22 protein-coding genes are annotated in these 24,558 nt (G+C 70.7%); 14 read left to right on the forward strand and 8 right to left on the reverse strand.

Annotated elements, in window-relative coordinates; all coding sequences use genetic code 11:
• Positions 1-331: 331 nt before the first annotated feature.
• Positions 332-3,598: a TIR domain-containing protein gene (locus tag QLQ12_RS23750; RefSeq protein WP_282762611.1), complete on the forward strand. Its 3,267-nt coding sequence runs from the start codon at positions 332-334 to the stop codon at positions 3,596-3,598.
• 180 nt (positions 3,599-3,778) lie between these two features.
• Here QLQ12_RS23750 and QLQ12_RS23755 read toward each other — a convergent pair whose 3' ends face one another.
• The 3 genes from QLQ12_RS23755 to QLQ12_RS23765 all read right to left on the reverse strand — a co-directional run bounded on the left by QLQ12_RS23755 (position 3,779) and on the right by QLQ12_RS23765 (position 5,357).
• On the reverse strand, positions 3,779-3,934 hold the full coding sequence (locus QLQ12_RS23755) for a hypothetical protein (RefSeq protein WP_092549807.1): 156 nt from the start codon (positions 3,932-3,934) through the stop codon (positions 3,779-3,781).
• A gap of 286 nt (positions 3,935-4,220) precedes the next feature.
• Positions 4,221-4,790 (reverse strand): hypothetical protein, encoded by a 570-nt coding sequence (locus QLQ12_RS23760; protein ID WP_282762615.1) that lies wholly within the window; start codon positions 4,788-4,790, stop codon positions 4,221-4,223.
• A gap of 171 nt (positions 4,791-4,961) precedes the next feature.
• Positions 4,962-5,357 (reverse strand): hypothetical protein, encoded by a 396-nt coding sequence (locus QLQ12_RS23765; protein ID WP_282762617.1) that lies wholly within the window; start codon positions 5,355-5,357, stop codon positions 4,962-4,964.
• 225 nt (positions 5,358-5,582) lie between these two features.
• Between QLQ12_RS23765 and QLQ12_RS23770 the strand changes: the two genes are divergently transcribed.
• The 5 genes from QLQ12_RS23770 to cspE all read left to right on the forward strand — a co-directional run bounded on the left by QLQ12_RS23770 (position 5,583) and on the right by cspE (position 8,878).
• Positions 5,583-6,179 (forward strand): hypothetical protein, encoded by a 597-nt coding sequence (locus QLQ12_RS23770; protein ID WP_282762619.1) that lies wholly within the window; start codon positions 5,583-5,585, stop codon positions 6,177-6,179.
• A gap of 16 nt (positions 6,180-6,195) precedes the next feature.
• Entirely contained in the window at positions 6,196-6,561 is a 366-nt protein-coding gene (locus QLQ12_RS23775; protein ID WP_282762621.1) for a hypothetical protein, read from the forward strand.
• 242 nt (positions 6,562-6,803) lie between these two features.
• Entirely contained in the window at positions 6,804-7,301 is a 498-nt protein-coding gene (locus QLQ12_RS23780; RefSeq protein ID WP_328518303.1) for a SigE family RNA polymerase sigma factor, read from the forward strand.
• Between the two features lie 3 nt (positions 7,302-7,304).
• Positions 7,305-8,132 carry a hypothetical protein gene (locus QLQ12_RS23785; RefSeq protein ID WP_282762625.1) on the forward strand — a complete coding sequence of 276 codons (828 nt, stop codon included), beginning with the start codon at positions 7,305-7,307 and terminating at the stop codon, positions 8,130-8,132.
• A 542-nt stretch (positions 8,133-8,674) separates the two neighbouring features.
• Complete coding sequence (cspE, locus tag QLQ12_RS23790) at positions 8,675-8,878, forward strand: transcription antiterminator/RNA stability regulator CspE (protein WP_282762627.1); 204 nt, start codon at positions 8,675-8,677, stop codon at positions 8,876-8,878.
• Between the two features lie 138 nt (positions 8,879-9,016).
• Here the strand turns inward: cspE and QLQ12_RS23795 are convergent, their stop codons facing one another.
• Complete coding sequence (locus QLQ12_RS23795) at positions 9,017-10,159, reverse strand: hypothetical protein (RefSeq protein ID WP_282762629.1); 1,143 nt, start codon at positions 10,157-10,159, stop codon at positions 9,017-9,019.
• Positions 10,160-10,220: 61 nt separating this feature from the next.
• Positions 10,221-12,176 carry a cytochrome c oxidase assembly protein gene (locus QLQ12_RS23800; RefSeq protein WP_282762631.1) on the reverse strand — a complete coding sequence of 652 codons (1,956 nt, stop codon included), beginning with the start codon at positions 12,174-12,176 and terminating at the stop codon, positions 10,221-10,223.
• A gap of 145 nt (positions 12,177-12,321) precedes the next feature.
• Between QLQ12_RS23800 and QLQ12_RS23805 the strand changes: the two genes are divergently transcribed.
• Entirely contained in the window at positions 12,322-15,732 is a 3,411-nt protein-coding gene (locus QLQ12_RS23805; protein ID WP_282762633.1) for a TIR domain-containing protein, read from the forward strand.
• 52 nt (positions 15,733-15,784) lie between these two features.
• Here the strand turns inward: QLQ12_RS23805 and QLQ12_RS23810 are convergent, their stop codons facing one another.
• Positions 15,785-17,263, reverse strand: a complete 1,479-nt coding sequence (locus tag QLQ12_RS23810) for an aldehyde dehydrogenase family protein (RefSeq protein ID WP_282762635.1) — start codon at positions 17,261-17,263, stop codon at positions 15,785-15,787.
• A gap of 32 nt (positions 17,264-17,295) precedes the next feature.
• A complete protein-coding gene (locus QLQ12_RS23815) occupies positions 17,296-18,420 on the reverse strand; it encodes an NAD(P)-dependent alcohol dehydrogenase (RefSeq protein WP_282762637.1) in 1,125 nt (374 codons plus the stop codon).
• A 130-nt stretch (positions 18,421-18,550) separates the two neighbouring features.
• Between QLQ12_RS23815 and QLQ12_RS23820 the strand changes: the two genes are divergently transcribed.
• The 5 genes from QLQ12_RS23820 to QLQ12_RS23840 are packed head-to-tail and all read left to right on the forward strand — an operon-like array spanning position 18,551 to position 22,024.
• Positions 18,551-19,027 (forward strand): MarR family winged helix-turn-helix transcriptional regulator, encoded by a 477-nt coding sequence (locus tag QLQ12_RS23820; protein ID WP_282762638.1) that lies wholly within the window; start codon positions 18,551-18,553, stop codon positions 19,025-19,027.
• Between the two features lie 15 nt (positions 19,028-19,042).
• Positions 19,043-19,858, forward strand: coding sequence for an IclR family transcriptional regulator (locus QLQ12_RS23825; protein WP_282762639.1), 816 nt, complete (start codon positions 19,043-19,045; stop codon positions 19,856-19,858).
• A 32-nt stretch (positions 19,859-19,890) separates the two neighbouring features.
• Entirely contained in the window at positions 19,891-20,916 is a 1,026-nt protein-coding gene (locus tag QLQ12_RS23830) for an aromatic ring-hydroxylating dioxygenase subunit alpha (RefSeq protein ID WP_282762640.1), read from the forward strand.
• Positions 20,913-21,104, forward strand: a complete 192-nt coding sequence (locus tag QLQ12_RS23835) for a hypothetical protein (protein ID WP_282762641.1) — start codon at positions 20,913-20,915, stop codon at positions 21,102-21,104. Before QLQ12_RS23830 ends, QLQ12_RS23835 begins: the two co-directional genes overlap by 4 nt.
• Positions 21,098-22,024: a PDR/VanB family oxidoreductase gene (locus QLQ12_RS23840; protein WP_282762642.1), complete on the forward strand. Its 927-nt coding sequence runs from the start codon at positions 21,098-21,100 to the stop codon at positions 22,022-22,024. The genes QLQ12_RS23835 and QLQ12_RS23840 overlap by 7 nt, the downstream gene beginning before the upstream one ends.
• Positions 22,025-22,035: 11 nt before the next feature.
• Here the strand turns inward: QLQ12_RS23840 and QLQ12_RS23845 are convergent, their stop codons facing one another.
• Positions 22,036-22,989 (reverse strand): helix-turn-helix transcriptional regulator, encoded by a 954-nt coding sequence (locus tag QLQ12_RS23845; RefSeq protein ID WP_282762643.1) that lies wholly within the window; start codon positions 22,987-22,989, stop codon positions 22,036-22,038.
• Between the two features lie 63 nt (positions 22,990-23,052).
• Between QLQ12_RS23845 and QLQ12_RS23850 the strand changes: the two genes are divergently transcribed.
• Both QLQ12_RS23850 and QLQ12_RS23855 read left to right on the forward strand, forming a co-directional pair.
• Entirely contained in the window at positions 23,053-24,216 is a 1,164-nt protein-coding gene (locus QLQ12_RS23850; RefSeq protein WP_282762644.1) for an epoxide hydrolase family protein, read from the forward strand.
• Positions 24,217-24,266: 50 nt separating this feature from the next.
• Positions 24,267-24,545, forward strand: coding sequence for an FAD-dependent oxidoreductase (locus QLQ12_RS23855; RefSeq protein ID WP_282762645.1), 279 nt, complete (start codon positions 24,267-24,269; stop codon positions 24,543-24,545).
• Positions 24,546-24,558: the final 13 nt, after the last annotated feature.

Genomic DNA, 24,558 nt, shown 5'->3' on the forward strand with positions numbered 1-24,558 from the left:
CCGGCGGCGTCGGCGCATCGCCCGGGCGCGCGCTTTGGCGGCCTTGGCCTCGGCCCGCTTCTCGGCCTTCGTCTTGAACGGCTGACCGCCGGCGCTCTTGCGCGGCGGGCCGGCGGCGGCACGGGTGACAGCCGCGGTACCGCGGCTCGCTACAGAATCGGGCACCGTCCGACGATACGACACTCGATGCCGGGTCCGGGGACCACCGGGTTCGAATCCGTCTCGACGAACGGGACCCGTCGCGGCCGCTGTGGCCGGCACCCTTCTCCTGAGGGGTGCCGGCGTGGAGAATCGGTCGCCGCCGATCATTGCCGACCACGGGGACCGGGCCATGCCTTTCGATGGGTTCATCTCGTACAGCCATGCCGCGGATGGGCGCCTCGCGCCCGCTGTGCAGCGTGGCCTGCACCGGCTCGCCAGGCCGTGGCACCGGCGCCGGGCGTTGTGGATCTTCCGCGACCAGACCGGATTGGCGGTCACGCCGAACCTGTGGTCGTCGATCCAGACCGCGTTGGACGGTTCACAGTATTTCGTGCTGCTCGCCTCACCGGAGGCGGCGCGCTCGCCGTGGGTGAACAAGGAGATCGAGCACTGGGTGGCCACGAAGTCACCTCGGCGGATTCTGCCGGTGCTGACCGACGGCGAGTGGTGCTGGGACGCCGCGGCCGGCGACTTCACCGGCGATTCCACGGCGGTGCCCGCCGCGTTGCGAGGGGTCTTCGTCGAGGAGCCGCTCTATCTGGACCTGCGGTGGGCCCGCGAGGACCTGCACCTGAGCCTGCGGCACGCCCGGTTCCGTGACGCGATCGCACAGCTGGCGGCCCCGATGCACGGTGTCAGCAAGGACGAGCTGGAGAGCGAGGACGTACGCCAGCATCGGCGGGCCCGCCGGTTGTGGTCGGCGGCGACCGCGATGCTGGTGGTGCTGGCGCTGGTGGCCTCGCTGACCGGGGTCCTGGCGATGCGTAACGCCGGACGGGCCAACGCCTCGGCGGTGGAGGCGCGGCGGCAGCAGCAGATCGCCTCCGAGCAGCGCGGCAGCGCCGAGCGGGCCACGCAGGAGTCCCGGAGGCAGCAGGAGAACGCCCAGATGCAGGAGGGGCGGGCCGAGGCCGCCGCGGCCGAGACTCGCCGACAGGAGCGACTCGCCGACGACCAGCGCGCGCTGGCGGACCAGGCGGCGACAGACGCCGCCCGGCAGCAGGAGATCGCACGACGCCACGAAAACGACGCGCGACGGCAGCAGCAGAACGCGGGACGCCATGAGAAGGACGCCCACCGGCAGCAGGAGCTTGCGGACCAGGCCGAGGATCGGGCCCGACAGCAGGAGAAGATCGCACGGCAGCACCAGGAACTGGCCGAACGGGCGACCGAGGAACGGCGACGGCAGGAGAGCATCGCGCGGGAACAGGAGCGGCTGGCCCGGGAGGCGGCTGAGGAGGCGCGCCGCCAGCGGGAGGAGGCGGCACTGCAGCGGCGGATCGCGATCAATCAGCGGCTGGTCGCCCGCGCCCGGGCGATGATCGCTGACGATCCGAAGAAGGCCCTCATGCTGGGGGTGGCCGCGCAGCACCTGCACTCCGACGAGCAGACGCGTGACCAGCTCAGCCATCTCGTCATGTCGACGCACTACGCCGGCGCCCTCGCCGACGTCACCGACGTCGCCCTCGTGTCCAACGGGGTGCTCGTCACCGCCGACGCGGGCGGGGCGGTGACGCTGTGGGACATCTCCCGCCCGTCGCAGCCGCGCCGGCTCGCCGGCGTGCGGACCGAGGGCTCGGCCGACAAGACGCTGGCGTCCAGCCCGGACGGGCGGACCCTCGCTGTCCTCGACGGGCTGTCCCCGGCGGTGCTGTGGGACGTGAGCGACCCGGCTCGCCCGGAACGGACGGCGGAGCTTCCCGACGCCGCCGGAATCGCCACGGTGACGTTCAGCCCGGACGGTCGCACCGCCGCCACCAGCAACCGCGACAAGAACACCACCGTGTGGGACGTGACGCGCGGCCGGACTCCGGTCGCGCTCACCACGGTGCCGTCAGCGCACTCGCTGACGTTCGGCCCGGACGGGCGGACCGCGGTCACCAGCGGTACGACGGCCGCCGTCTGGGATCTGGCCGACCGGGCCCGTCCGGTACAGCTCGCCACGATCGGCAAGGCCCGTGCCGGCGGGGCGGTCGTGTTCCACCCGAAGCTGCAGGTGGTGGCCGTCGAGGAGGACGACGGCCTGGTGGCCCCCTGGGACCTGAGGGACCCGGCGAAGCCGAAGCGCGGTTTCTCGACGGAGGCGGCGACCGGAGACTCCGCGCTCACCCGGATGGCGTTCAGCTCGGACGGGCTCATGCTGGCCCTCAGCGACTCCAGCGGAACGACGAGGCTGAAGAACTTCTCGCTCGGCGCGTTGCCGGGGCAGGCGACGATGCTGGGCCAGATCGCCTCCCTGACGGGCCGCGACGGCCCCATCCGGTCGATGGCTCTCAGCCGGGACGGGCAGATGCTGATCACCTGCGGCGAACGCCGGGCGGCGACGCTGTGGAAGATCAGGGGCGCCTTCGCGCGGGACGCGATCGCCGCGCTCACCCGGCCGTCTCCCGCAGATGTGGTGGGGGTGGCGTTCCGCCCCGACGGCCGCACCTTGATCGCCGCTGACGCGCCGGGAACGGCCGTGTCCTGGGATCTGACCGACCCCGCCGCACCCGTCGAGCGTGCCTCCCGTCCGCTGCACAGCGGAAGGATCCAGTTGATGGATCTGAGCCAGGACGGGCGCACCCTGGCCGTCGGCGGTATGGACGAGGTGGTGACGCTGGTGGACATGACCCGCCCGGCTGAGCCCGCGCTGCTGGCCACGATCAGCGAAGGCGGCGAGGACGTACGCGCACTGACGTTCAGTCCGGACGGGCGCACGCTGGCCGTCGGCCGCGCCGGCGGCCGGACGACGCTGTTCGACATGGCCGATCGGACCCGGCCTGTCCGGATCGCCGAGATCACCGACCGAAGCTCGCCCAGCTCGATCGAGTTCAGCGCGGATGGGCGCACCATGGCCGTCACCGCGGGCTACACCGTGTCGCTGTGGAGCCTGGCCGAACGTTCCGCCCCGGTGCGCCACGCGGAGCTCTCCATGGGCACCTCCGCCTTCGCGGTGGCGTTCAGCCCGGACGGGCGCACCCTGGCTGTCGCGGCCGGCTGGACCGGGACGGCGACACTCTGGGACATCGCCGACCTGGCCCAGCCGCACCGGCTCGCCACCCTGCAGGGCGCCGACACCTCGCTGGGCTGGCTGGGGTTCAGCCCCGACGGGCGCACCCTGGCAACGGCCGGAATCAGCGAGGCGCGACTGTGGGAGATCACTGATCGCAGCACGCCGGTCCGGTTCGCGACGCTTGCGAACCCCCAGCTCCGGACCCGCGATCTGGCGTTCGGCCCGGATGGGCACACCCTGGCGGCCGGTGGGAGCCGATCCGTCACGCTGTGGGATTACTCGGTGCCGCAGAACCTTCGCGCCGACCCCGCCGAACACGCCTGCGCGATCACCGGCCGGGGACTCACCGTCGAGGAATGGGCTCGCTACGTTCCCGAACTGCCGTACCGGCCCACCTGTTGAGCCCAGCCCCGTGGTCGCCGGACCTCACGCCGTCCCCCGAACCTCGGTTCGCGGTCGGCGAGCGATGCACGTCCCGATCAGCACACCGCACGCTCATCCGTCCGCCGCGTTCTCGGCCCAGGAAACCCGAAAGGGCGCCCGCTCGAAACGGCCGCCCTTCCCACGTTGCCGACAGACAGATTAGAACCAGACTTTTCGACCACCGACCGGGCGGCCGACAGCGCCGAGGATCCACAGCACAGCACCGATCACCAGCAGCACGATGCCGATCGTGTAGAGGATCGACACCTTCAGGAAGATGCCCAACAGCAAAAGAATGAGTCCCAGGACCAGCATGATTGTGCTCCGTTCCGTCGGCGGGCATCTCCCGCCGCCCCCTTGATACCCAGCACATCGAAATACCAATCCGCGTTGATGGTCCGCCCTACTGGTGAGAGCGCCTATTCAACTATCGCCAGTTCTTGACGTGGCGACCCGCTGTAGCTACTCGCCGTAGTCGAGCCGGGATCTTTGAGGAGCGTCTTTGGCGGATCTCGCGGTCGGCGGTGGCGATGTGACGTAGGCGCGCCTTCGTCCGTCTGTCTCGAGATCACGACTCCCCCGCCGTGCCCCACCTTGCGCGCTACCAGTCCATGACCATGTTCAGCGGCCGCTTCTGCAACGTAACCGTCTCGGCGAGCGAGGTGACCACCGCAGCGGTCTGCTCACCGTGCAAGGTGGTCAACTGCTCGACCCCGGACGCGCACATGATCCACGAGGTGTTGGGGCGGCGGGCGAGCCGGGCCACGGCATCGGATACGCACGCGTCCGCAGCGGCCATCATTGCCTGCAGCTCGGGCTCGTCGGTGCCTCGGTAGCGTTCGGCGACACCGACCATGTTGTCGATTCGGTCGGTGAGGTTGTCGAGGGCGATCACCGACGGGCCGTCGTCAATGATGCTCGGGCTGTATCCGCCCCTGACAGCGCCGACGCGGTCGTGCACCGCGACCTGCTCCGGCGGGTAGCCCCCGGCCAGGAGTCGGCGCAGCGCTGTCCACTTCAAGTACGTCTTGCCGCTGTAGCTCGGCCCGAGCACCAGCAGCCGCGGGTGGCCGCCGGAGAGGACCTCCGCCGCCCACTGCTCGGCCGCGGGATGCTCGATCTCCGCGTCGAGAAACTTCGACGGGATCACATCGCTGTCGCGCCAGTCCATGCGTCCGTCTCCATTCAGGTCGGTCAGCTAAGAGTGCCTGTCGTGGCGGCGACAAGTTCTTGTCTAGCGTGATGACGTGATCGTGTCCATCACGTCCGGTGGCTACTCGTGGCGGGCGAGGCTGAAGGCTGTCGGCGGTGCGCGAGCTCCGGCCGCCGCCCTGACCTCCCTCTACTCCTGAACCAGGCCGGTCGCGCGCTCGAAGGCCGCCTTGTCCGCCTCGGTGTACTCCCCGTTGAGCTCGGCGGCGGCCAGCGTCCGCGGATCCCACCCCCAAGCCAGCAACTCCTGCCACTGAGCGCCGTTCAGCGACAGCACCCGCAGCGCGGGGAACGCGGCGATCGCGGTGACGTCCTCGACGACGGCCTCGGACAGGTCCAGCCGGAGCAGATGGGGAATCACCGCGAGCCCGGCGACGCGGGCCGGCTCCTCGTTACCGGAAAGGGCGAGATATGCCAGTTCCGCTCCACCATGGCGGGCCCGGCCGGGCCGGTGATCGACGAGGTACAGGTGGACAGTTGACTGCTGGTGGTCTGCCTGTCCACAGCCGAGACGACGGCGTCGCACATCCGCTGACCGCTCGATAACAAACTGCCCCGCCACGACGAGGTGTCACCGTGGCGGGGGGGGGCTGCCTGCTTCCCGACATCCACGGCGGTCTGGTGGAATCGTGTAATCAACCGTCGCGTATTCGGCTCGGTATCCAGGCGGGGAACTACGGTAGGTCATGAACCGGCAAGGGAGTCCTGGCCCAGGAGCGGATACCGGTGGGTCCGTCGAGATACTGGCTTGATGCGGGACGAGTGGATTCATGTCGGGCGGTTGTGGACCAACGGTGAGCAGTTCCTCGCCATCGACAGCGCCGGGCGTGGTGACTGGCGGGGAGACAGCGACGAGGAGTTTGATCGGACTCTGGAGTTGACGCCAGAGGAGACAGGGCTTTCGGTCGGCATGCGGATGGCGGTTCTCGTCGGCGGGGACGGTGTCGTTCGGGATGACAGCTGGATCGAGGTCTTCCAGGGTGAGTCCGGCGTGCTGGCGTTCGTGCAGGCCAGCGGACCGGACTACCGGATGGCACTGGCGGCAGCGTTGGCCTATCCAGATGACGAGGACCTCGACGGTGCGGTGGTCACGGTCGACAGCGGCGAACTGGCTGTCTTCACAGCGGCGGCCGATGGCGACGGGGAGTTCGCGAATCCGTTCGAGCAGGCGCGGCCCGGTCCGGTGCCAGCGGAACACGGGTCGCCGTCGCGGGGCGTCGATCCAGGGTTACTGATCAGCACGGTGGGTGTGGCGGCCTACCGGCTGAAAGTCCGCTGGTTCACGGAACTCGACGAGAAGAGCTGCTTCGCGCGCTGGCTACTCATTCCGTTGGCGGCCGGTCACTGACTGACCATTCTTCGCGGTGGTCGCTCTCGGGCACCGGCGAGGGTGGGTCGCCGAGCCGGAGCAGGACCTGGTCGCCGTCACGGATGACGACCACGTCGGCGAACCCGATGTGACACTGAGACACACGATGATCGCGCTAGGACTGACCCTTGCCCAGCTCGCCCCCGATAAGAGTTCACGTGCCCGCGTATTCCGCGAACACCATCAGGCGCTAGTACGAGCCGGCCACCTCGGCGAGGCCGCAGCCAGCTCCCGCGAAGCCGTCACCCTGTGGCGGGAACTGGCCGCCACCGACCCCGACCAGCACCAGCCCTACATCGCGGACGCCCAATACGTCCTGGACGCGGCCACGCAGGAAGCCGAGACCTCTGCCGGCGGTTGAAGGCAGGCCGCCATCCGGCTGCCAAGAGCCCGCAGCGCCGCGGAACTCCAGGCCACGTCACGCCACCGGCACCTCGCCACTCTGGGGCATCTACGTCCGGCTCGACGCAGACCTCCGCCCGCATCACCGCCGAGAACGACGAGTACCACCGGCGGCACCGCCCTGGCCCATTCGCGGCCGGTGGCATGCAACCTTCCGGCCTTCCGCGGAGTAGATGGTGTGGTCGATTGAAAGGGGGCGTGGTGGTCCGAGCCGACTGGGAAGACCAGTTCGTCGAATATTTCTGCGCACGAGCGCAACCGCTGCGCCGACTTGCCTATGCCCTGTGCGGTGACTGGCACACCGCCGAGGATCTTGTACAGCTCACCTTCGTGCGGTTGTACCGGCGCTGGCCCGGCATCCGTGACGAGACGGTGGACGCCTACGCCCGGCGGGTGCTGGTCAACGTGTTCCTGACGCATCGGCGTGCCCGGCGGCGTGAGTCGCTGATGGCCGACCCACCCGAACGGGCGGCGGCGGGCGGCGCCGACCCCACCGATCAGCTGGCGGTGCGCCGTGCGCTGGCCGATCTGGCGCCGCGGCAACGGGCCGCGGTGGTGCTGCGGTACTTGGAGGATCTGCCGGTGGCCGAGGTGGCCGCCCTGCTGGAGATCAGCGAGGGCACGGTGAAGAGCCAGACCGCGCGAGCCATCCAATCCATGCGCGGGGCGTTCGACGGCGCCGCGCTCACCAGGGAGTAACCGATGCAGGAAACGGAAATGCAATACGCGCTGCAGTCGTACGTGAGCGACGCCGAGCCGGCTATGGGACTGACCGCCGACGGGGTCCTCACGGCCGGACGGCGGTCACGCCGGACCCGCCGGCTGGCCGGGTTCGCGGGGGCCGCCCTGGCGGCCACGCTGGTCGGGATCGGCGTGGTCGTCGTGTCCAGCGGTACCTCCACCGGTGCGGACTTCGCGGCTGCTGCGCCGTGCCCGTTCCCACCCGGGCCTCGCCCTCCCGGGGTGATCGCGGCCGACCAGCCGCTGCCGCCGGAAGTGCGGGAGTGGGCTTCGACGAGCGTGACCTGTCACCTCAACGACGAGCTGCCACGGTTGCTGCCGGACGCGCGGTATGCCCGGGTGCCGGGCGCACCGGCCGGGCCCCTGCTGGGATTCAGCCACGGCGGCGAACCGCCGTTCGGCAACCGGATCGACGCGATGGCCCTGATCCACGACGCCGAAGGAACCGGGGATCTGACGGTCATGGTCGGCGTTGTCGACCCGTCGATGGCAGGTCAGGCCGTGGACGAATGCCGCCGCAGCACGATGGGGAAATGTAGCGTCCAGAGCGGGCCGAACGGGGAATCCGTGCTGCTGAGCACCGCGGCCGACGGCATGCCGGCCGAGCTCCCGCGCGACCTCGTCGCCCGGGTCTACCGGGGTCACAGCGAGATCCTCGTGCAGGTGTCGAACACCGATCGCCAGGTGGTGAACGGTAACGCACCGGTCGCGACTCGACCGGAGCCCGTGCTTTCCACGGATCAGGCTGTCCAGTTGGCGCTCTCGCCCGAGCTGTACCTCTTCCCGTAGGGCCGCCAGCCAGCGTCGCGGCGACCTCCGTGGTGAACGGCGGCGTAGATGAGAGCCACCGCTCACCACGGAGGTCACCGGTCAGCTGGACCGCCACACCCCGCACGTTGCGGCCGATCCGGCACTGGCGCACGAACGCCTCGTCCGCACCAGTCAAAGTGAATTACCGGATCAGAGCTTGATCAACCATCGGTTTCTTAGCGTTGTTCTTGGTCGGGGAACTACCGGCGGGCCTTGATGGCCGGCCGGGAACGAAGCGGGCTCGGACGGCGGGACGACGTGGACAGTGACGGCGCACGCGTGCCGCCGGAAGTGCTCGGCGCCGGGGCGGGACCCGGCCCCCGGAGGCGACCGCATCGATGCTGTGCTAGATTCATCTCGTTGCAGTTTTGATTTCCGTAGACGTTTTCGGCGCCTGTTGGGGTTATCTGAACCCATCCAGGCGCTTTTCGTTTTTTAGTGTCGGTTCCGACGCGGGTGATCAACGCAGCGGCGTGTGAGGTCGCACAGTGCGGCCTCCAACAGCCTGCGAAGGAGCAGACATGACTACAGGCACCGTGAAGTGGTTCAACGCTGACAAGGGCTTCGGCTTCATCGCCCCCGACGACGGCAGCGCCGACGTCTTCGCCCACTTCTCCGCGATCGCGACGAGCGGCTTCCGCAGCCTCGACGAGAACCAGAAGGTGGAGTTCGACGTCACCCAGGGCCAGAAGGGCCCGCAGGCGGAGAACATCCGCCCGATCTGATCAAGCTTCACGCTGATCAAGCTTCACGCTGATCAACGCTTCACGAAACGGCGGCCCGACTGGTTCAGCGGGCCGCCGTTTCGTGTCTGCCCACCGGCGTCCTCGTATCGCCGTCGTCCGCGCCGGCGTGGCCGTCGGTCAGCTCAGCCGGCTGGCGTTGAGGGCCATGTTCGCGGCGAAGTGCAGGTTGGCGACCTCGTGCTGTTCCAGTCGCTGTTGGACGGCCGCGTCGTACCGGCCCAGTTTGGCGAAGCCGTCGGAGAACCAGCCGTTGTCGTCGCCGGTGCCGTCGACGTAGGCGGCGTACCTCGTGCCGCCCGGCCACACCACCCGGGTGAGCAGAGCGCTGAACGCGGCCATGTCGGCGTCGGTCCAGAAGCTGCCGTGATCCTTGGCCTCGGTCAGGTAGGACAGGACCCCGTTGGCGTGGCTGACGTCCTGGCCGGGACGGCTCTCCAACCCCCACTGGTCGTTCCAGAAGTAGGCTGCCGGATCGGCCGGGTGCGGCCGCAGTTGGCCCCGTAGTCGCTGGTCGATGGTGTCGACGACGTACCGGTAGCGGGCCCGGCGACCGTCGTCGGCGGTGATCAGGGACAGGTTCAGGGCGATCGCGGCCCAGTGGGCGGCCATGTGCGTACGCTCGCGATGGATGTTGTCGGCCGCGCCCCGGGTGTGCCATTTGGTGAAGACGTTCTCTTCGGCGAAGCCGAGAAGCCTCTCGTAACGCTGCCGGTAGCCCGCGTCGTCGTAGGCGGCAGGAGTCTGCCGCATCACCCGCAGCAGGGTGGTGGCGTGCCGCCAGAAGTAGCTCTCGTACAGCGGAACCTCCACACCGGTCGGTTCCAGGTCCTCCCGGTTGGAGATCCAGCCGAGGAACCGGTCGCGGTACTGACTCGTGGGCAACGACGACGACGCCCGCGCGGAGGCGGTCACGTTCTCCACGTACTCCAGGGCCCGGTCCAGGTAGCGGGCCTGGCCGGTGGCCCGGAACATCGCGGTGTTCGCGTCGACGTCGTAGGACAGGCTGTAGTGGTTCCAGCTGTCGCCGGACCGGCTCGCGGGCAGGCCGTTCTCCCGCTCGAAGTCCCACCCTCTCAGGTAGGCGGCCTCCCAGTGACCGACCGGCAACACCGGCAGCACCGGCGCCGGGCGGCGGGACGACGCCGAAGGCGCCGGCGCCGGGGCGGTGACCTCCGGCTCGTCCTCGACGTTCCGGACGGCGATCACCACGCCGGCCAGGACCAGCACACCGAGAATCCCCAGCAAGATCCAGCGTCGCACGCCGCCCCTTCCACAGCCCGGCCCCTTTCCTTGGTACGCGACCGGCCGCCGGAACGGCGTGTCAATTCCTCGACACGGTGGAAAGGAACGCGTTGTACCGGGCGAGGTCGTCGTCCTCCCCCGCCGCCTCGGCACGGTCGGCGGCCCGGTCCAGGCGGGCCTGCTCGCGTTCGTCGCTGCGGATCCACTGCCGGACCAGCACCAGCACGACGACCGCGGCCGGCAGTTCCCCGAAAGCCCACGCCAGCCCCGCCCCGAGCCGCTGATCGGCCTGCAGCGAGTCGGCCCAGGACGGGTGCACTCCGGCGTACCAGTCCACGCCGATGATCGTGGTGGACTGCAGCAACACGAACCCGAAGAAGGCGTGCGCCACCATCGCCAGGAAGTGGATCAGCGTGAGCAGCGCCGGGTGCAGCCTGCGACGCCCCGGATCCACCCCGATCAGCACCCAGAACAGCAGATATCCGGCGAGCACGAAGTGCGCGACCATCGCCAGGTGGCCGATGTGGTAGCGCATCAGGGTGCCGAGCAGCCCACCGAAGTAGAGGCCGTACAGGCTGACGACGTAGATGCCGAGGGCGACCAGCGGATGGGTGAAGAAGCGCGCGACCCGGCTGTGCACCGCCACGAGAAGCCATTCCCGGGCGCCGCGGACCCGCGGGTCGGCCGGGCGGCGCAACGCGCGCAGCGCCAGGGTGACCGGGGCGCCGGCGACCAGCAGGATCGGCACGACCATCGACAGCACCATGTGCTGGACCATGTGCACGCTGAACAGCACGTAGGCGTATCGCGCCACGCCGAGACCGGTGATCGCCGCGAACAGCAGCATCCCACCCACCCAGAAGGCGGTCCGGGCGACCGGCCACCGATGCCCGGCCCGGCGCATCCGCATCACCCCGGCCAGGTAGACACCGATCCCGGCAGCGGCCACCACCAGGAAGAACAGGTCCGGCAGCGGGTCACCGAGCAGCCGTCCGGCCGTGATCGGCTCGGGCATCGCAAACCCGAGCAGCTCGGTCAGCGGATCCGGTTCGGCCAGGTCCTCCGCCTCCGGCGTCGGCGTGCGCGACAGGCCGGTGGCCAGGCCCATCGCCGCGCCCATCACCGCCAGCTCGCCGGCGACCAGGCGCACGAACGCGCGCGGGCGTCCGGCGGCGAGCGCGGGCAGCGTGTGCGTGCGGTGGGCGGCGCCGGCCAGGCCCACCACCATCAAGACCAAGATCTTCGTCAGCACGAGTACGCCGTACCGAGTCGTCCACAGCGTTTCGAGCGAGCCGAGGCGCACCGCGGCGTTGACCGCGCCGCTGACGGCGGTGGCCACGAAGCAGCCCAGCGCGAGCCGGCTGTACCGGGCGGCGGTCGCCGCGAGCGCCTTGACCCCGCGCACCGCGAACAGACCCGCCAGCCCGCCCACCCACAGGGTGGCCGCGGCCACGTGCAGCGCCAGGCTGGAGACGGCGAGCTGATGGTTCCCGGACCCGGCGGCGTGCCCGGTGAACGCCGGAGGAACCACGGCGACGACCGCGATCAGCGCCGTCGCGGCGGCGAGCCCTCGTGAGACACCGGCCCGGGTCAGGACAGCCGCCAGGAGCGCGAGTCCGGCTTGGATCAGCAGGGCCTGCCCCTGCGAGATCGACACCGCGAAGCCGGTGATCGCGGTGCCGCTCAGTTCGGTGACCGGCAGCCCCAGCACGTCGGAGACCGTCAAGAGAATCAACGCCACCGCACTGAACGCCCAGCCCAGCGCCAGCCAGGTCGCCGCACGCATCAGCCGCCAGCCGTGCCCGGAGACACTGGGACCGTCACCGGGCAGCAGGAACGCCGCCGTCACGGTCACCCCGGCCACCAGCACACCCAGCACGTTGGTGAGCATCTTGACGACCGGCAACCCCCACCACGTCAGCGGCCCCGGACTGGGGATGCCGGGCAGGACGGTGTCGTCCACCCCACCCCCGAAGACCAGCGCCACCAGCAACGCCACCACCGCGACCGGTGCCACCGGTCCGACCCACTTCACGACGACATTCCCCTCACCAGCGGCAACGGCAGGTTGTCGTCCACCGGCCCCGGAAAGTTCCCCACGGGCTGGAGGATCTTCGGCTGAGCTGGGCGCCGGGCCTGAGGAGCCCGGCGCGGACGGGGAAAGACATCATGCACAATCGATGACCGTGTCGTACAACGGGTTCATCTCGTACAGCCACGCGGCGGACGGACGTCTTGCGCCCGCCGTGCAGCGGGGTCTTCATCACTTGGCGAAGCCGTGGAACCGTCGCCGGGCACTCTGGATCTTCCGGGACCAGACCGGGTTGTCGGTCACGCCCGCGTTGTGGTCGTCCATCCAGCGCGCGATAGACGGCTCCGACTACTTCGTTCTGATGGCCTCGCCGGAGGCGGCGCGGTCACCGTGGGTCAATCGCGAGATCGAACACTGGGTGGCCACCAAGTCGGCGGACAAGATCCTGCCGGTGGTGACCGACGGCGAGTGGCTGTGGGACCGGAGGGCGCGAGACTTCGACGAGGCGTCGACCGCGGTGCCACCGGCGTTGCGGGGTGTCTTCGACGAGGAGCCGCTGCATCTCGACCTGCGCTGGGCCCGCGACGATCAGCATCTGAGCCTGCGGCACTCCCGTTTCCGGGACGCGATCGCCCAGCTCGCCGCCCCGATGCACGGGGTCAGCAAAGACGATCTCGAGGGTGAGGACGTCCGGCAGCACCGCCGCGCCGGCCGGCTCCGGCTGGCGGCGGTCAGTTCGCTGGCGCTGCTCGCCCTACTGGCTTCGGTGACCGGCGTCTTCGCGGTGCAGAACGCGGCACGGGCCAACGCGTCCGCGATCGAGGCGCGCCGCCAGCAGCAGGAAGCGTCGGTGCAGCGCGGGAGCGCGGCGAAGTTCGCGGACCAGGCGCAGCGGCAGCAGGAGCTGGCGGAAGCGCAGGAGGCGCGGGCGAGGGACGCGGCGGCCGAGGCCCAGACGCAACTGGGCAGGGCGGACAGCGCGGCGGCCCGGGCCCGCGAACAGGAGCGGCTCGCGCAACGGCAGAACGCTCTGGCACGCGAGTCGGCGAAGGAGATGCGCCGCCAGCAGCAGCGCGCCGAGCAGCAGGCGGAGATCGCCCGGCAACAGCAGAAGCTGGCCCGCGAGGCGGGCGCGGAGGCCCGGCAGCAAGAGGAGATCGCGAAGGAGCAGGAGCGGCTCGCCAACGAGGCGGCCGCCGAGGCCCGGAAACAGGAGAAGATCGCCAAGGAACAGGAGCGGCTCGCCAACGAGGCGGCCGCCGAGGCCCGGAAACAGGAGAAGATCGCCAAGGAACAGGAGCAGCGGGCGAAGGACGCGAAGGCGGAGGCCGAGCAGGAGAAGGCGAACGCGGCGCGGGAAAAGGCGAACGCGGCACGCGAGAAGGAGAACGCGGCACGCGAGCAGGCCAACGCCAGTCAGCAGCAGCGGATCGCCATCAGTCGCCGGCTGGTCAACGAGGCCAAGGCCACCCTCCAGGACGAACCGCAGACGGCCATGCGGCTGGGAATCGCGGCACAGAAGATCTATCCGGAGGCGGAGACCCGCCGTGAGGTCGCCAATCTCATCACGTCGACCCGGTACGCCGGCTCCATCGACGACGTGGCGGCGGTCGAACACGGCCCGGACAGTCTTCTCATCACTCTCGGCAAGGTCGGCGTCGTGTCGCTGTGGAATGTGTCGAACCGCGCGGATCCGGTGCGGCTCGCCACGATCGGTGATCCCGGCCCGCTGAACAACAGGATGTCGCTCAGCAAGGACGGGAAGTCGCTGAGCGTGGTTCGCGACGGCGTCGCGCAGCTGTGGGACGTCAGCGACCCCTCGCGTCCCGCGATCATCACCACCTTGCCCGCGGACCGCCGGTACAACTCGGCGGTGTTCAGCCCGGACGGCCGCACCCTGGTCACCGGTGACCGCACGGGTCGCGACGGCTACGCGACGCTCTGGGATGTGACCGATCGCGGGCGGCCGAAGCAGCTCTCCACCCTGGAAGGCAGTTCGGTCTCGGGTGACGACTTCGCGTTCAGCGCGGACGGCCGCACCCTCGTGGACGGCAACGGCGACACCCACATCTGGGACGTCACCGATCCCGCGGCGCCGGTCGCGCGCGCGACGATCAACGCCACCTACACCAACTTCTCGATGGCGCTCAGCCCCACGGCGCCGCTGCTCGCCGTCGGGAACGGGCTCGGCGAGCTGACCTTGTACGACATCGACGACACGGCCAATCCGGTACAGACCGCGAGGCTGCAGTACGACAACGAGACGCTCATGCTCTCGCTGGCGTTCAGCGCCGACGGCAGCGTCCTGGCGTCCGGCGACCATGACGGACGGACCATCCTCTGGCAGATGGGCGCATATCCGCGCCAGATCGGCGACATGCCGGGCGTCGGCGGCATCGAGTCGCTGGCTTTCAGCAGTGACGGCCGGACGCTCGTGACCGCCGACAGCGCCGACACGGCGGTGCTGTGGAACACGACCGAGTTCGCCGCCCCACGCCACCTGTCCGCGGTCGCCGCCCACACCGACCGGCTGCTGGCGCTGTCGTACGGGTCCGACGGCCGGTCGATGACCACCCTCGGAGCGGACGGCGCCGCGGCGTTCTGGGACGTGACCGATAGGGAGCGGCCCGTCCAGCGGGCCACCGTTCCCATTCCGGGACTGACGGCGTTCGGACGGGCGGTGATCAGCCCGGACGGGCGCACGATCGCCAACTCGGCCGCCGAGGGCGTGGTGAACCTGACCGACGTGAGCGATCCGGCGAAACCCTCGGCGCCCGCCACAGTACGTACCGGCGTCTCGTCGCCGAGCGTGCTCGCGTTCAGTCCGGACGGGCGCACCTTCGTCATCGGCGGCGCCGGCAAGCTGGAACTGTGGGACCTTCCGGGCGGGGCGGCCGCCACCAGGCTCACCACCCTGACGTTCACCACGTCCTCGGTCGGCGAGGTGGTGTTCAGCCCGGACGGACGCACGATGGCGGTCAGCGCCATCCAGACGGTGAGCCTGTGGGACGTCACGAACCGGGCGGCGCCGAAGCAACTGTCCGTCCTGAGCGGTCACGGCAACACGGTGCTGGCGGTGCGATTCAGCCCGGACGGCACGAAGGTGCTGACCGGCAGCTTCGATCACACGGCGATCCTCTGGGACGTCAGCGACCCGGCCAAGCCGCGCCGGCTGACGACGCTGACCGGCCACACCTACAAGGTCGGCGCCGTCGCGTTCAGCCAGGACGGCAAGACGGTGGCGACCGCTGAGGACGGCTCGTGGGCGGTCCTGTGGGACGTCTCCCAGCCCTCCAAACCGGTACGGCTCGCCCGGGTGAAGATCGATCAGTACCACACCCCGACCGACATGGCGTTCAGCTCTGACGGGAGCACTCTGGTCGTCGGCACCGATCACGGGTGGACCGGGCACATCGCCCTCTGGGATCTCAGCGAGCTGAACCGGCTTCGTGCCGATCCGGCCGCGGTCGGCTGCACGGTCACCGGGCGTGGCCTCACGCCCCAGGAGTGGGCTCGCGAGATCCCGGAGCTGCCGTACCAGGTCAGTTGCCCCGGCTGACCGGCGGCCGTCATCGCGGGGATGCGTGGGCCGCCGGCGCCTCGAGGAGGAGTCAGTCGGTCGGCATGTAGACCGATTTGGTCTGCAGGTAGGCGTCGAGCCCTTCGGGACCGTTCTCCCGGCCGTACCCGGAGTGGCCGACACCGCCGAACGGCAGCGCCGCGTCGAGCACCGCGTACGAGTTGACCCAGACGATCCCGGCGCGCAGGCGGGCGGCGACCCGGTGTGCCCGTGCCAGGTCGTTGGTGTGCAGGGCCGCGGCGAGTCCGTAGCGGGTGCTGTTGGCCAGCGCGACGGCCTCGTCCTCGGTGTCGAACGGCTGCACGGTCAGCACCGGGCCGAAGACCTCCTCCTGCACGACCCGGGCGTCGTTCGCCACGTCCGCCAGCACCGTCGGTGCGTAGTAATAGCCGCCGCCGATGTCGAGGCGCCGGCCGCCCGCCACGACGCGGCCCTCCCCCAGGGCCACGTACCGCTCGACGTTCTCCAGATGCCGGAGCCCGGCCAGCGGGCCGACGATGGTGCTCTCCTGGCGGGGGTCACCGACCGGCACGTGGGTGGCGGCCTCGGCCAGGGCGCCCAGCACCGTCTCGTAGTGCGAACGGTGCACCAGCAGGCGGGTGCCGCCCATGCAGAACTGCCCGGTGTTGAAGACGAAGCCGTTGACCGCGCACTCGATCGCCCGGCCCAGTTCGGCGTCAGCGAAGATGAGCTGCGCGCTCTTGCCGCCGAGCTCCATCGTCGCGGGTTTGACTCCCTCGGCCGCGGCGGCCGCCACGGCTGTCCCGGTCGCCGTGGAGCCGGTGAAACCGATCTTGTGCACACCCGGATGCCGGACCAGGGCCGCGCCGGCCTCCGCGCCGCCGGTGACGACGTTCAGCACGCCCGGCGGCAGCCCCGCCTCGGCGAACAGCTCGGCCAGGCGCAACGCGGTGAGCGGGGTGTCTTCCGCCGGCTTGTGCACCACGGTGTTCCCGGCCGCGAGCGCCGGGGCGATCTTGGTGCTGGACAGGATGAGGGGGAAGTTGAACGGGCTGATGGCGCCCACCACGCCGAGGGGTTCCCGGCGGGTGTAGGCGAACCCGGGCCGCCGGATGCTGCGGGTCGCGCCCTGCACCGTGCTGGCCAGACTGCCGTAGTAGGTGTACTGGTCGATGGCGTCGCCGAGGTCGACCATCCGGGCGAAGACGATCGGTTTGCCGGTGTCGAGGCTCTCCAGCCGAGCGAGCTCCTCCCGGTGCTCCTTCATCACCTCGGCGAGCTTGAGCAGGTGGTCGCCGCGTTCCCGTCCGCTCATCCGCGGCCAGGGTCCTTCGTCGAAGGCCCGCCCGGCCGCGGTGACGGCGGCGTCGATGTCGGCGGCGCCGCCGTCGGCCACCGTGGTGATCACGCTGCCGGTGGCCGGGTCGATCACGTCGCGGCGGCCGGTGGCCACGGCGTCGCGCCAGTCACCATCGATGAAGAGACGGCCGGGCGGCAGGGGTACGGCCGAGTGGCCGGAGAGGTGGACCGGTTCCTGGATCTGGGTCATGATCTGTCTCGTTCCCTGTCTGAAGTGGCCGGTCAGGATGCCGTGGCGCCGAACCGCAGCACCGGCTTGACGGTCCGGCCGGAGTGGATGTCGTCGGCGGCGTCCTGAATCTGAGCGAAGTCGTAGCCGGTGACGATCTTCTCGACCGGCAGCCGGCCCTGCCTGTGCAGCGTGACCAGGGCCGGAATGAGTGACTGCTGCTGGGCGGCGCCGATCGTCACGCCGACCACGGACCGGCCGGGCAGCATCGCGTTGACGTCGACCGGCACGGTGGTCCCGAAGGGTGGCGCGCCGACGAGGGCGAACACGCCGCCGGGGGCGAGCGAACCCATGCCGGCCGTGATGACCGACGCCACTCCGGTCGCGTCCATGATCCGGTCCGCGCCGCGCCCACCCGTGATCGCGGCGAGCGCCTCGGTCAGATCGGCCTCGGTGGTGTCGATGACGTCGGTGGCGCCGAGTTCACGGGCCAGGTCCAGGCGCGAGCGCACGCGGTCGACCACGACGATCCGGCCAGCCGGGCTGAGGGCGGCGCCCATGACCGCGCTCAGGCCGACGCTGCCGGCGCCGAGGATCACCAGGGTGGCTCCGGGCACGGGTTTCAGCACGTTGAACACCGTGCCCACGCCGGTGATGACGCCGCACCCGAGGGGTGCGAGGACCTCCATCGGCGTGTCCGGGTCGACCTTGACGACGCTGCGCTCGTCGACCAGGGCCCGTTCCGCGAAGGAGGACTGGCCGAAGAAGTGGCCGTGCAGCGCCGAACCGTCCCGGCCGGCCAGCGGCGCGCTGCCGTCGGCGCGGGCGCCGTCGAGCAGGTTGCGCGGCAGCCAGGTGTCGCACAGTGACGGCTGACCACCCTGGCAGGCGCCGCAGACGCCGCACGAGGTGAAGGAGAGCAGGACGTGGTCGCCGGGGGCGACCGAGGTAACGCCGGCGCCGGTCCGCTCGACCACCCCGGCGCCCTCATGGCCCAGCACGCCGGGCAGCGGGAACGGGATGAAGCCGGCCTGCACGGTGAGATCGGTGTGGCACATCCCCGCGGCGACCATCCGCACCACCACCTCGTGGCCGGCGGGTTCGTCAAGGCTGATCTCTTCGATGGTGAAGGGCTTTCCCGCGCCGTGAACGACCGCGGCTGCAGCGGAGAGTGACATGGGGTCTCCCGCGAATAGAGGTCTGGCTATCAGGAAACCTGATTGCTAGGTTGTAGCCTGCTCGTTACAGCACCGTCAATAGCCGGAGTCGGGACAATCGAGCGGAACAACCGATACGGGAGGCAGGTCCATGATCGGCGAGACCCCCTTGACGCTCTACCTCGTCAAACAGCTCGAATCGGCGATCCGGGCCCGTCTCGACACGACCCTGCGCCAGTACCGGATCACCACCGTGCAGTACACGGCGCTGAGCGTGCTCCAGCATCGGGGCGATCTCTCCTCGGCCCAACTGGCCCGCCGCTCGTTCGTGCGGGCGCAGACCATGCACGAGACCGTCGTCGGCCTGGAGCGCCAGGGCCTGATCGAACGGCACCCCAGCCCCGACCGCAAACACGTCCTGCTGGCCCGGCTCACCCCCACCGGCCAGACCAAACTCGCCGAGTGCCGAGCCGAGACCGAGCAGATCGAGAAGGACATGCTGCGCGGGCTGACCTGCTCCGACGCGACGACCCTGCGAGAGCTGCTGGACCGTTGCCACCACGCGCTCGCGCATCCGCCCGGCGACGACATCGCCGACGACGCCGGTCAGCTCACCTCCACCGGCTGACCTCCCGTGGAGACCGTGACCAGCCGGGTGCTGGCCCTTCTCGGCGCGTTCGGCGCCGAGCACCGGCACCTGTCCCTGACCCAGATCAGCCGCCGTGCCGGGCTGCCGCTGGCCACCGCGCACCGGCTCACCGCCGAACTGACCGCCTGGGGAGCGCTCGAACGCGACAGCGACGGCCGGTACCGCATCGGGCTCCGGCTGTGGGAGGTCGGCTCGCTCGCGCCACGGGGCCTGGGGCTGCGCGAAGCCGCGCTGCCGTTCCTGGAGGACCTGTACGAGGCCACCCACCAGAACATCCAGCTGGCCGTGCTCGACGGCAACGAGGTGGTCTACGTCGAACGGATACCCGGACGCGACTCGGTCAGCGTGCTCACCCGGGTCGGCGGCCGCTGGCCGGCACACGCCACCGGCGTCGGCCTGGCGCTGCTGGCCCATGCGAGCAGGGACGACCAGGAGCGCTACCTCGCCGGGCCGCTGGCCCGGTTCACGCCGCGGACCATCACCGAGCCCGCGCGGCTGCGCCGGGAGCTGGCCGAGGTGCGGCGCCTCGGGTACGCGGTGAGCAACGGGCAGGTGACCCTCGACGCGCTCTCCGTGGCCGCCCCCGTACGTGGGCCGGACGGCGAGGTGGTGGCGGCGATCTCCATCGTCACCCGGGCCGGCGCCGGCCCGCCGTCAGCGCTCGCTCCCGCGGTCTGCACGGCGTCGCGGGGACTCTCCCGGGCACTGCGCGGAAGCTCCGGTGCCGCCGTCGCCGGCGGTCACGAAGCCGCCTCTTCCACTCAGCGGAAGGTCCGTAGCGCCGTCGGCCCGGGACGAACGACCGTCTGAGGCACCACCTCCCGCACCCCGAGGAGACGCCGATGACACCCTTCCCCCGCAACCAGTGGTACGTGGCCGCGTACCGCGACGAGGTCGGCGACGACCTGCTCGGCCGTACGGTCTGCGGCGAGCCCCTCATGCTGTACCGGCTCCAGGACGGCAGTGTCGCCGCCCTGGCGGACCGGTGCGTGCACCGCCGGTACCCGTTGTCGATGGGTCACCGCGACGGTGACCGGATCGTCTGCGGCTACCACGGCTTCACCTACGAGCCCAGCGGCGCCTGCGCCTACGTTCCGGCGCAGACCCGCATCCCGCGCACCGCCCGGGTGCCCGCCTATCCGGTGGTCGAGCGGGACTCGCTGGTGTGGGTGTGGATCGGTGACCCCCAGGTGGCCGACACCGCCACCGTTCCCCGTGCGCCCTGGCTGGACTCTCCCGGCTGGACCGTCGTCCGGGGCATGGAACCGCTGGCCGCCCGGTACGGCCTCCTCGTCGACAATCTGCTCGACCTGTCACACGAGACCTACCTGCACGGCGGCTACATCGGCACGCCCGAGGTGGCCGAGACCCCGATCACCACCGAGGTCGACGAGGACGCCCGGATCGTCCACGTGCGCCGCCGGATGAAGGACGTCGCATGCCCGCCGTTCTACGCCAGGTCCACCGGCATCGAGGGCCGCATCGACCGCTGGCAGGACATCGAGTACCACCCGCCGTGCCTCTACCTGCTGCACAGCCGGATCGCGCCGACCGGCGTGGAGCCCGGCCCGGACGGTGACGACAGCGCCGCCTGCCACGCCGAGATCGTCTACGCCATCACGCCGGAGACCGAGACCACCACGATGGACTTCTGGATGGTGGCCCGGGACTTCGCGACCGGCGACGAGGAGGTGTCGCGCTTCCTGGCGGAGAGCAACCGCACCGTGGTGCTGCAGGACGTGGTGGCGCTCAACGCGCTCGAAAAGGTCATCGCCACGGAGCCCGCGGGTTACCAGGAGCTCAGCATCAACATCGACACCGGCGGCCTGGCCGCCCGCCGCCTGCTCCGGAAACTCGTGGAACAGTGAGCGACGTGACGGCCCGCGAGACGGCGAGGACCGTCTACACGATCCGCTGGTCGCCCGGCTCGGACCGGCTGCACGGGGTCTGCCACTGCGGGGCCGAGCACGAGGCCGAGGACCCGGTCCTGATGTGGCGGTGGCTGCTCGCACACCCCGACCACGAGGCCTGCGACGAGGCGTCGCGACCGTGGTGACCGTCGTCGTCGAGCGGGCCGAGACCCTCGCGGAAGGGGTGCGCGCCCTGGTCCTGCGCGCTCCCGGCGGACGCGAGCTCCCGGCCTGGCGACCCGGCGCCCACGTCGACCTCCTGCTCGAACCGGGCCTGGTGCGGCAGTACTCACTCTGCGGCGACCCCGCGGACCGGAGCCGATGGACGGTGGCGGTGCTGCGCGAGCCCGGGGGACGCGGCGGCTCCCGGTTCGTGCACGACCGGATCGCCGTGGGCGCGACGCTGACCGTGGAGGGCCCGCGCAACCACTTCGAGCTGGTCGCCTCCCCCGCGTACCTGTTCATCGCCGGCGGCATCGGCATCACCCCGATCCTGCCGATGGTCGCCGCCGCCGAGGCGGCGGGCGCCGACTGGCGCCTGCTCTACGGCGGACGGCGCCGCGCCGCGATGGCCGGCCTGGACCGCCTCGCCCGCTACGGCGACCGCGTCCAGATCTTCCCGCAGGACACCACCGGGCTGATCGACCTGAGCCCGCTCGACCGGCCCACGGCGGACACCCTGGTCTACTGCTGCGGCCCGGAACCGCTGCTGACGGCGGTGGAGCGCCGCTGCGTCGCCTGGCCACCCGGCGCTCTGCGGGTCGAGCGCTTCACCACGCCGGCGGTGACCGGCGCCGATCATGAATTCGAGGTGACGCTGGCCTCGTCCGGCCGGACGGTACGGGTGCCCGCCGGCGTCTCCGTCCTCGAAGCGGTCGAGGACGCCGGTGTGCCGGTGCTCTCGTCCTGCCAGGAGGGCACCTGCGGGACCTGCGAGACGGTGGTGCTGGACGGCGTGCCCGACCATCGCGACGCCGTCCTCACCGCGGCGGAGCGCGCCGCCGGCGAACTCATGATGATCTGCGTCTCCCGGTGCCGGGGAACACATCTCACCCTCGACCTCTGAGCCGTTCCCGTTCACCCTCCCGCCGCGGCGGCGAGCCGGGCCGCCAGCGTCCGGACGTGGTCCACCAGCTCCGCGGGTTCGTGCACCTGGAAGCCGAAGCCCTTGGTGGTCACGTAGATGGCCAGCTCATCGAGCGAGTTGGACCCGGCGTACAGGGTGCAGCTGTGCTCGTCGAGCGGCTCCAGGGTTCCGGTGGTGGGAGAGATCCGTTCCGACGCGGTCTCGATGCCGACGTGCAGGGTGAACCGGGCCTGGTAGCGGTAGGCCGAGGTGGAGATCGCCCGCGAGGTGTAGCCGCTGAGGTCGGGCTCCGGTGGGGTGCGCGGGGTGAACCGGGGTCCCGTCGGCGGGCGCGGTTCGAGCCGGTCCACCCGGTAGGTGCGCCAGTCCTGCCGGTCGACGTCCCAGCCGACGAGGTACCACCGGCGGCCCGCGTGCACCATGCGGTGTGGCTCGGTCGTACGGACGCTGGTCGTCCCGTCGTGGGTCCGGTAGTCGAAGCGCAGCCGCAGCGCGTCCCGGCAGGCCGCGGCGATGGTGGTCAGGGTGGCCGGGTCGACGGTGGGGCCGGTGTTCGCCATCGGCACCGTCGCCGACTGCAGGGCGTTGACCCGGTGGCGCAACCGGGACGGCAGCAGCTGTTCGAGTTTGGCCAGGGCCCGTACGGAGGTCTCCTCGATGCCGGTGATCGAGCCGCCCGCGGCGGTGCGCAGGCCCATCGCGATCGCCACGGCCTCGTCGTCGTCGAGCAGCAGCGGCGGCAGAGCCGTGCCGGCGCCCAGGCGGTAGCCGGCGGTGCCCGCGGCGGCCAGCACGGGATAGCCGAGGGCCCGCAGCCGCTCGATGTCGCGCCGCACGGTTCGGGGCGTGACCGCCAGTCGCTCCGCCAGTTCGGCGCCGGACCAGTCGCGTCGCGCCTGCAGCAGAGAGAGCAGCCGCAGCAGTCGAGCCGAGGTTTCCCACATGGCCGAAAGTCTGTCATCCACTTAGGACAAGAGCTGACCTAACCGGCTCCTAGGGTGGTGGGTATGGACAACGACAACGGGATCCGGCCCTTCACCATCGACATTCCCCAGGCTGATCTGGACGACCTGCGGGACCGGCTCACCAGGACCCGGTGGGCGGCGGACCTGCCCGGCGTCGGCTGGAGCCGTGGAGTACCGGTGAGCTATCTGAAAGGGCTGGCCGCGTACTGGCGCGACGGCTACGACTGGCGCGTCCACGAGCGGCAGCTGAACCGGTACCCGCAGTTCACCACCGAGATCGACGGCCAGCGCATCCACTTCCTGCACGTGCGCTCACCCGAGCCGGATGCGCTGCCGCTCATCCTGACCCACGGCTGGCCCGGCTCGATCGTGGAGTTCCTGAACGTCATCGGCCCGCTGACCGATCCCGCGGCACACGGCGGTGACCCGGCGGACGCGTTCCACCTGGTGATCCCTTCGATCCCGGGCAGCGGGCTCTCCGGGCCCACTGTCGAGGCCGGCTGGGACACCAACCGGGTCACCCGGGCGTTCGCCGAGTTGATGGACCGGCTCGGCTACGACCGCTACGGCGCGCAGGGCGGCGACACCGGCGCGGTGGTCTCACCGGGGCTCGGGCGGCTCAACCCCGGCAAGGTCGTCGGTGTCCACGCGAACGGGCTGTCCGCGTTCACCGAGATCGACCCGGACGAGGTCGCGGAGCTGACCGACGCCGAGCGAGCGCGGCTGGCGCATCTGGAGTACCTCAACACCGAGCAGTCCGGGTACGCGATGATCCAGATCAGCCGGCCGCAGACTCTCGCGCACGGACTGCACGACTCCCCGGTCGGGCAGCTCGCCTGGATCGTGGAGAAGTTCAAGGAGTGGACCGACCCCGCCGCCGACCTGCCCGAGGACGCGGTGGACCGGGATCTGCTGCTCACCAACGTGATGCTGTACTGGCTGACCGGCACCGCCGGGTCCTCGGCCAACAGCTACTACGAGACCGCACACGCCGGCGCCTGGGGCGCGAGTGAGCGGTCCACCGTGCCGACCGGCGTCGCGGTGTTCCCCGGCGACGTGTCGATCCGGCGGACCGTCGAGATCGAGCACGACGTCGTGCACTGGAGCGAGTTCGACCGCGGCGGCCACTTCGCCGCCATGGAAGCCCCGGACCTCTTCGTCGGCGACGTCCGTGCGTTCTTCGCCAAGCTCCGCGCCATCGTCTGAATGACAGCGGTCGTAGTAGAACACTCGTAGTCGTATGAAGGCGGGCTGTCGTGCGTGTCGGGGTGATCGGCGCCAGCCAGGCGTTCGAGGACGCGGCCGCGCTCACCCGGCACCTCACCGGCGCCGGCCCGGCCGACGTCCCACTACTGCTGCGCCGCTACGACGCCGAACGCCGGCCCCGCACCAGCCGCCTGATGACGGCGTCGGCCCGGCAGTCCCGGATGACCTCCCAGACCGGCGTCGCCGCATGGCTACGTGACACGGCGCTGCGCGCGATCCCCTCCTGCCTCGCCACCCGGCTGCTCGCCGCCACCTGGCATGCCGGGTGACGCGGGAGGATCG

Source organism: Actinoplanes sandaracinus, assembly GCF_030009775.1.
Taxonomy (GTDB): Bacteria; Actinomycetota; Actinomycetes; order Mycobacteriales; family Micromonosporaceae; genus Actinoplanes; species Actinoplanes sandaracinus.

Bases quoted from the DNA above. Each gene is read 5' to 3' on its own strand.
- QLQ12_RS23750 (WP_282762611.1), top strand. From the start codon at position 332: ATGCCTTTCGATGGGTTCATCTCGTACAGCCATGCCGCGGATGGGCGC.
- QLQ12_RS23755 (WP_092549807.1), bottom strand. From the start codon at position 3,934: ATGCTGGTCCTGGGACTCATTCTTTTGCTGTTGGGCATCTTCCTGAAG.
- QLQ12_RS23760 (WP_282762615.1), bottom strand. From the start codon at position 4,790: ATGGACTGGCGCGACAGCGATGTGATCCCGTCGAAGTTTCTCGACGCG.
- QLQ12_RS23770 (WP_282762619.1), top strand. From the start codon at position 5,583: ATGCGGGACGAGTGGATTCATGTCGGGCGGTTGTGGACCAACGGTGAG.
- QLQ12_RS23785 (WP_282762625.1), top strand. From the start codon at position 7,305: ATGCAGGAAACGGAAATGCAATACGCGCTGCAGTCGTACGTGAGCGAC.
- cspE (WP_282762627.1), top strand. From the start codon at position 8,675: ATGACTACAGGCACCGTGAAGTGGTTCAACGCTGACAAGGGCTTCGGC.
- QLQ12_RS23805 (WP_282762633.1), top strand. From the start codon at position 12,322: ATGACCGTGTCGTACAACGGGTTCATCTCGTACAGCCACGCGGCGGAC.
- QLQ12_RS23810 (WP_282762635.1), bottom strand. From the start codon at position 17,263: ATGACCCAGATCCAGGAACCGGTCCACCTCTCCGGCCACTCGGCCGTA.
- QLQ12_RS23815 (WP_282762637.1), bottom strand. From the start codon at position 18,420: ATGTCACTCTCCGCTGCAGCCGCGGTCGTTCACGGCGCGGGAAAGCCC.
- QLQ12_RS23820 (WP_282762638.1), top strand. From the start codon at position 18,551: ATGATCGGCGAGACCCCCTTGACGCTCTACCTCGTCAAACAGCTCGAA.
- QLQ12_RS23830 (WP_282762640.1), top strand. From the start codon at position 19,891: ATGACACCCTTCCCCCGCAACCAGTGGTACGTGGCCGCGTACCGCGAC.
- QLQ12_RS23845 (WP_282762643.1), bottom strand. From the start codon at position 22,989: ATGTGGGAAACCTCGGCTCGACTGCTGCGGCTGCTCTCTCTGCTGCAG.
- QLQ12_RS23850 (WP_282762644.1), top strand. From the start codon at position 23,053: ATGGACAACGACAACGGGATCCGGCCCTTCACCATCGACATTCCCCAG.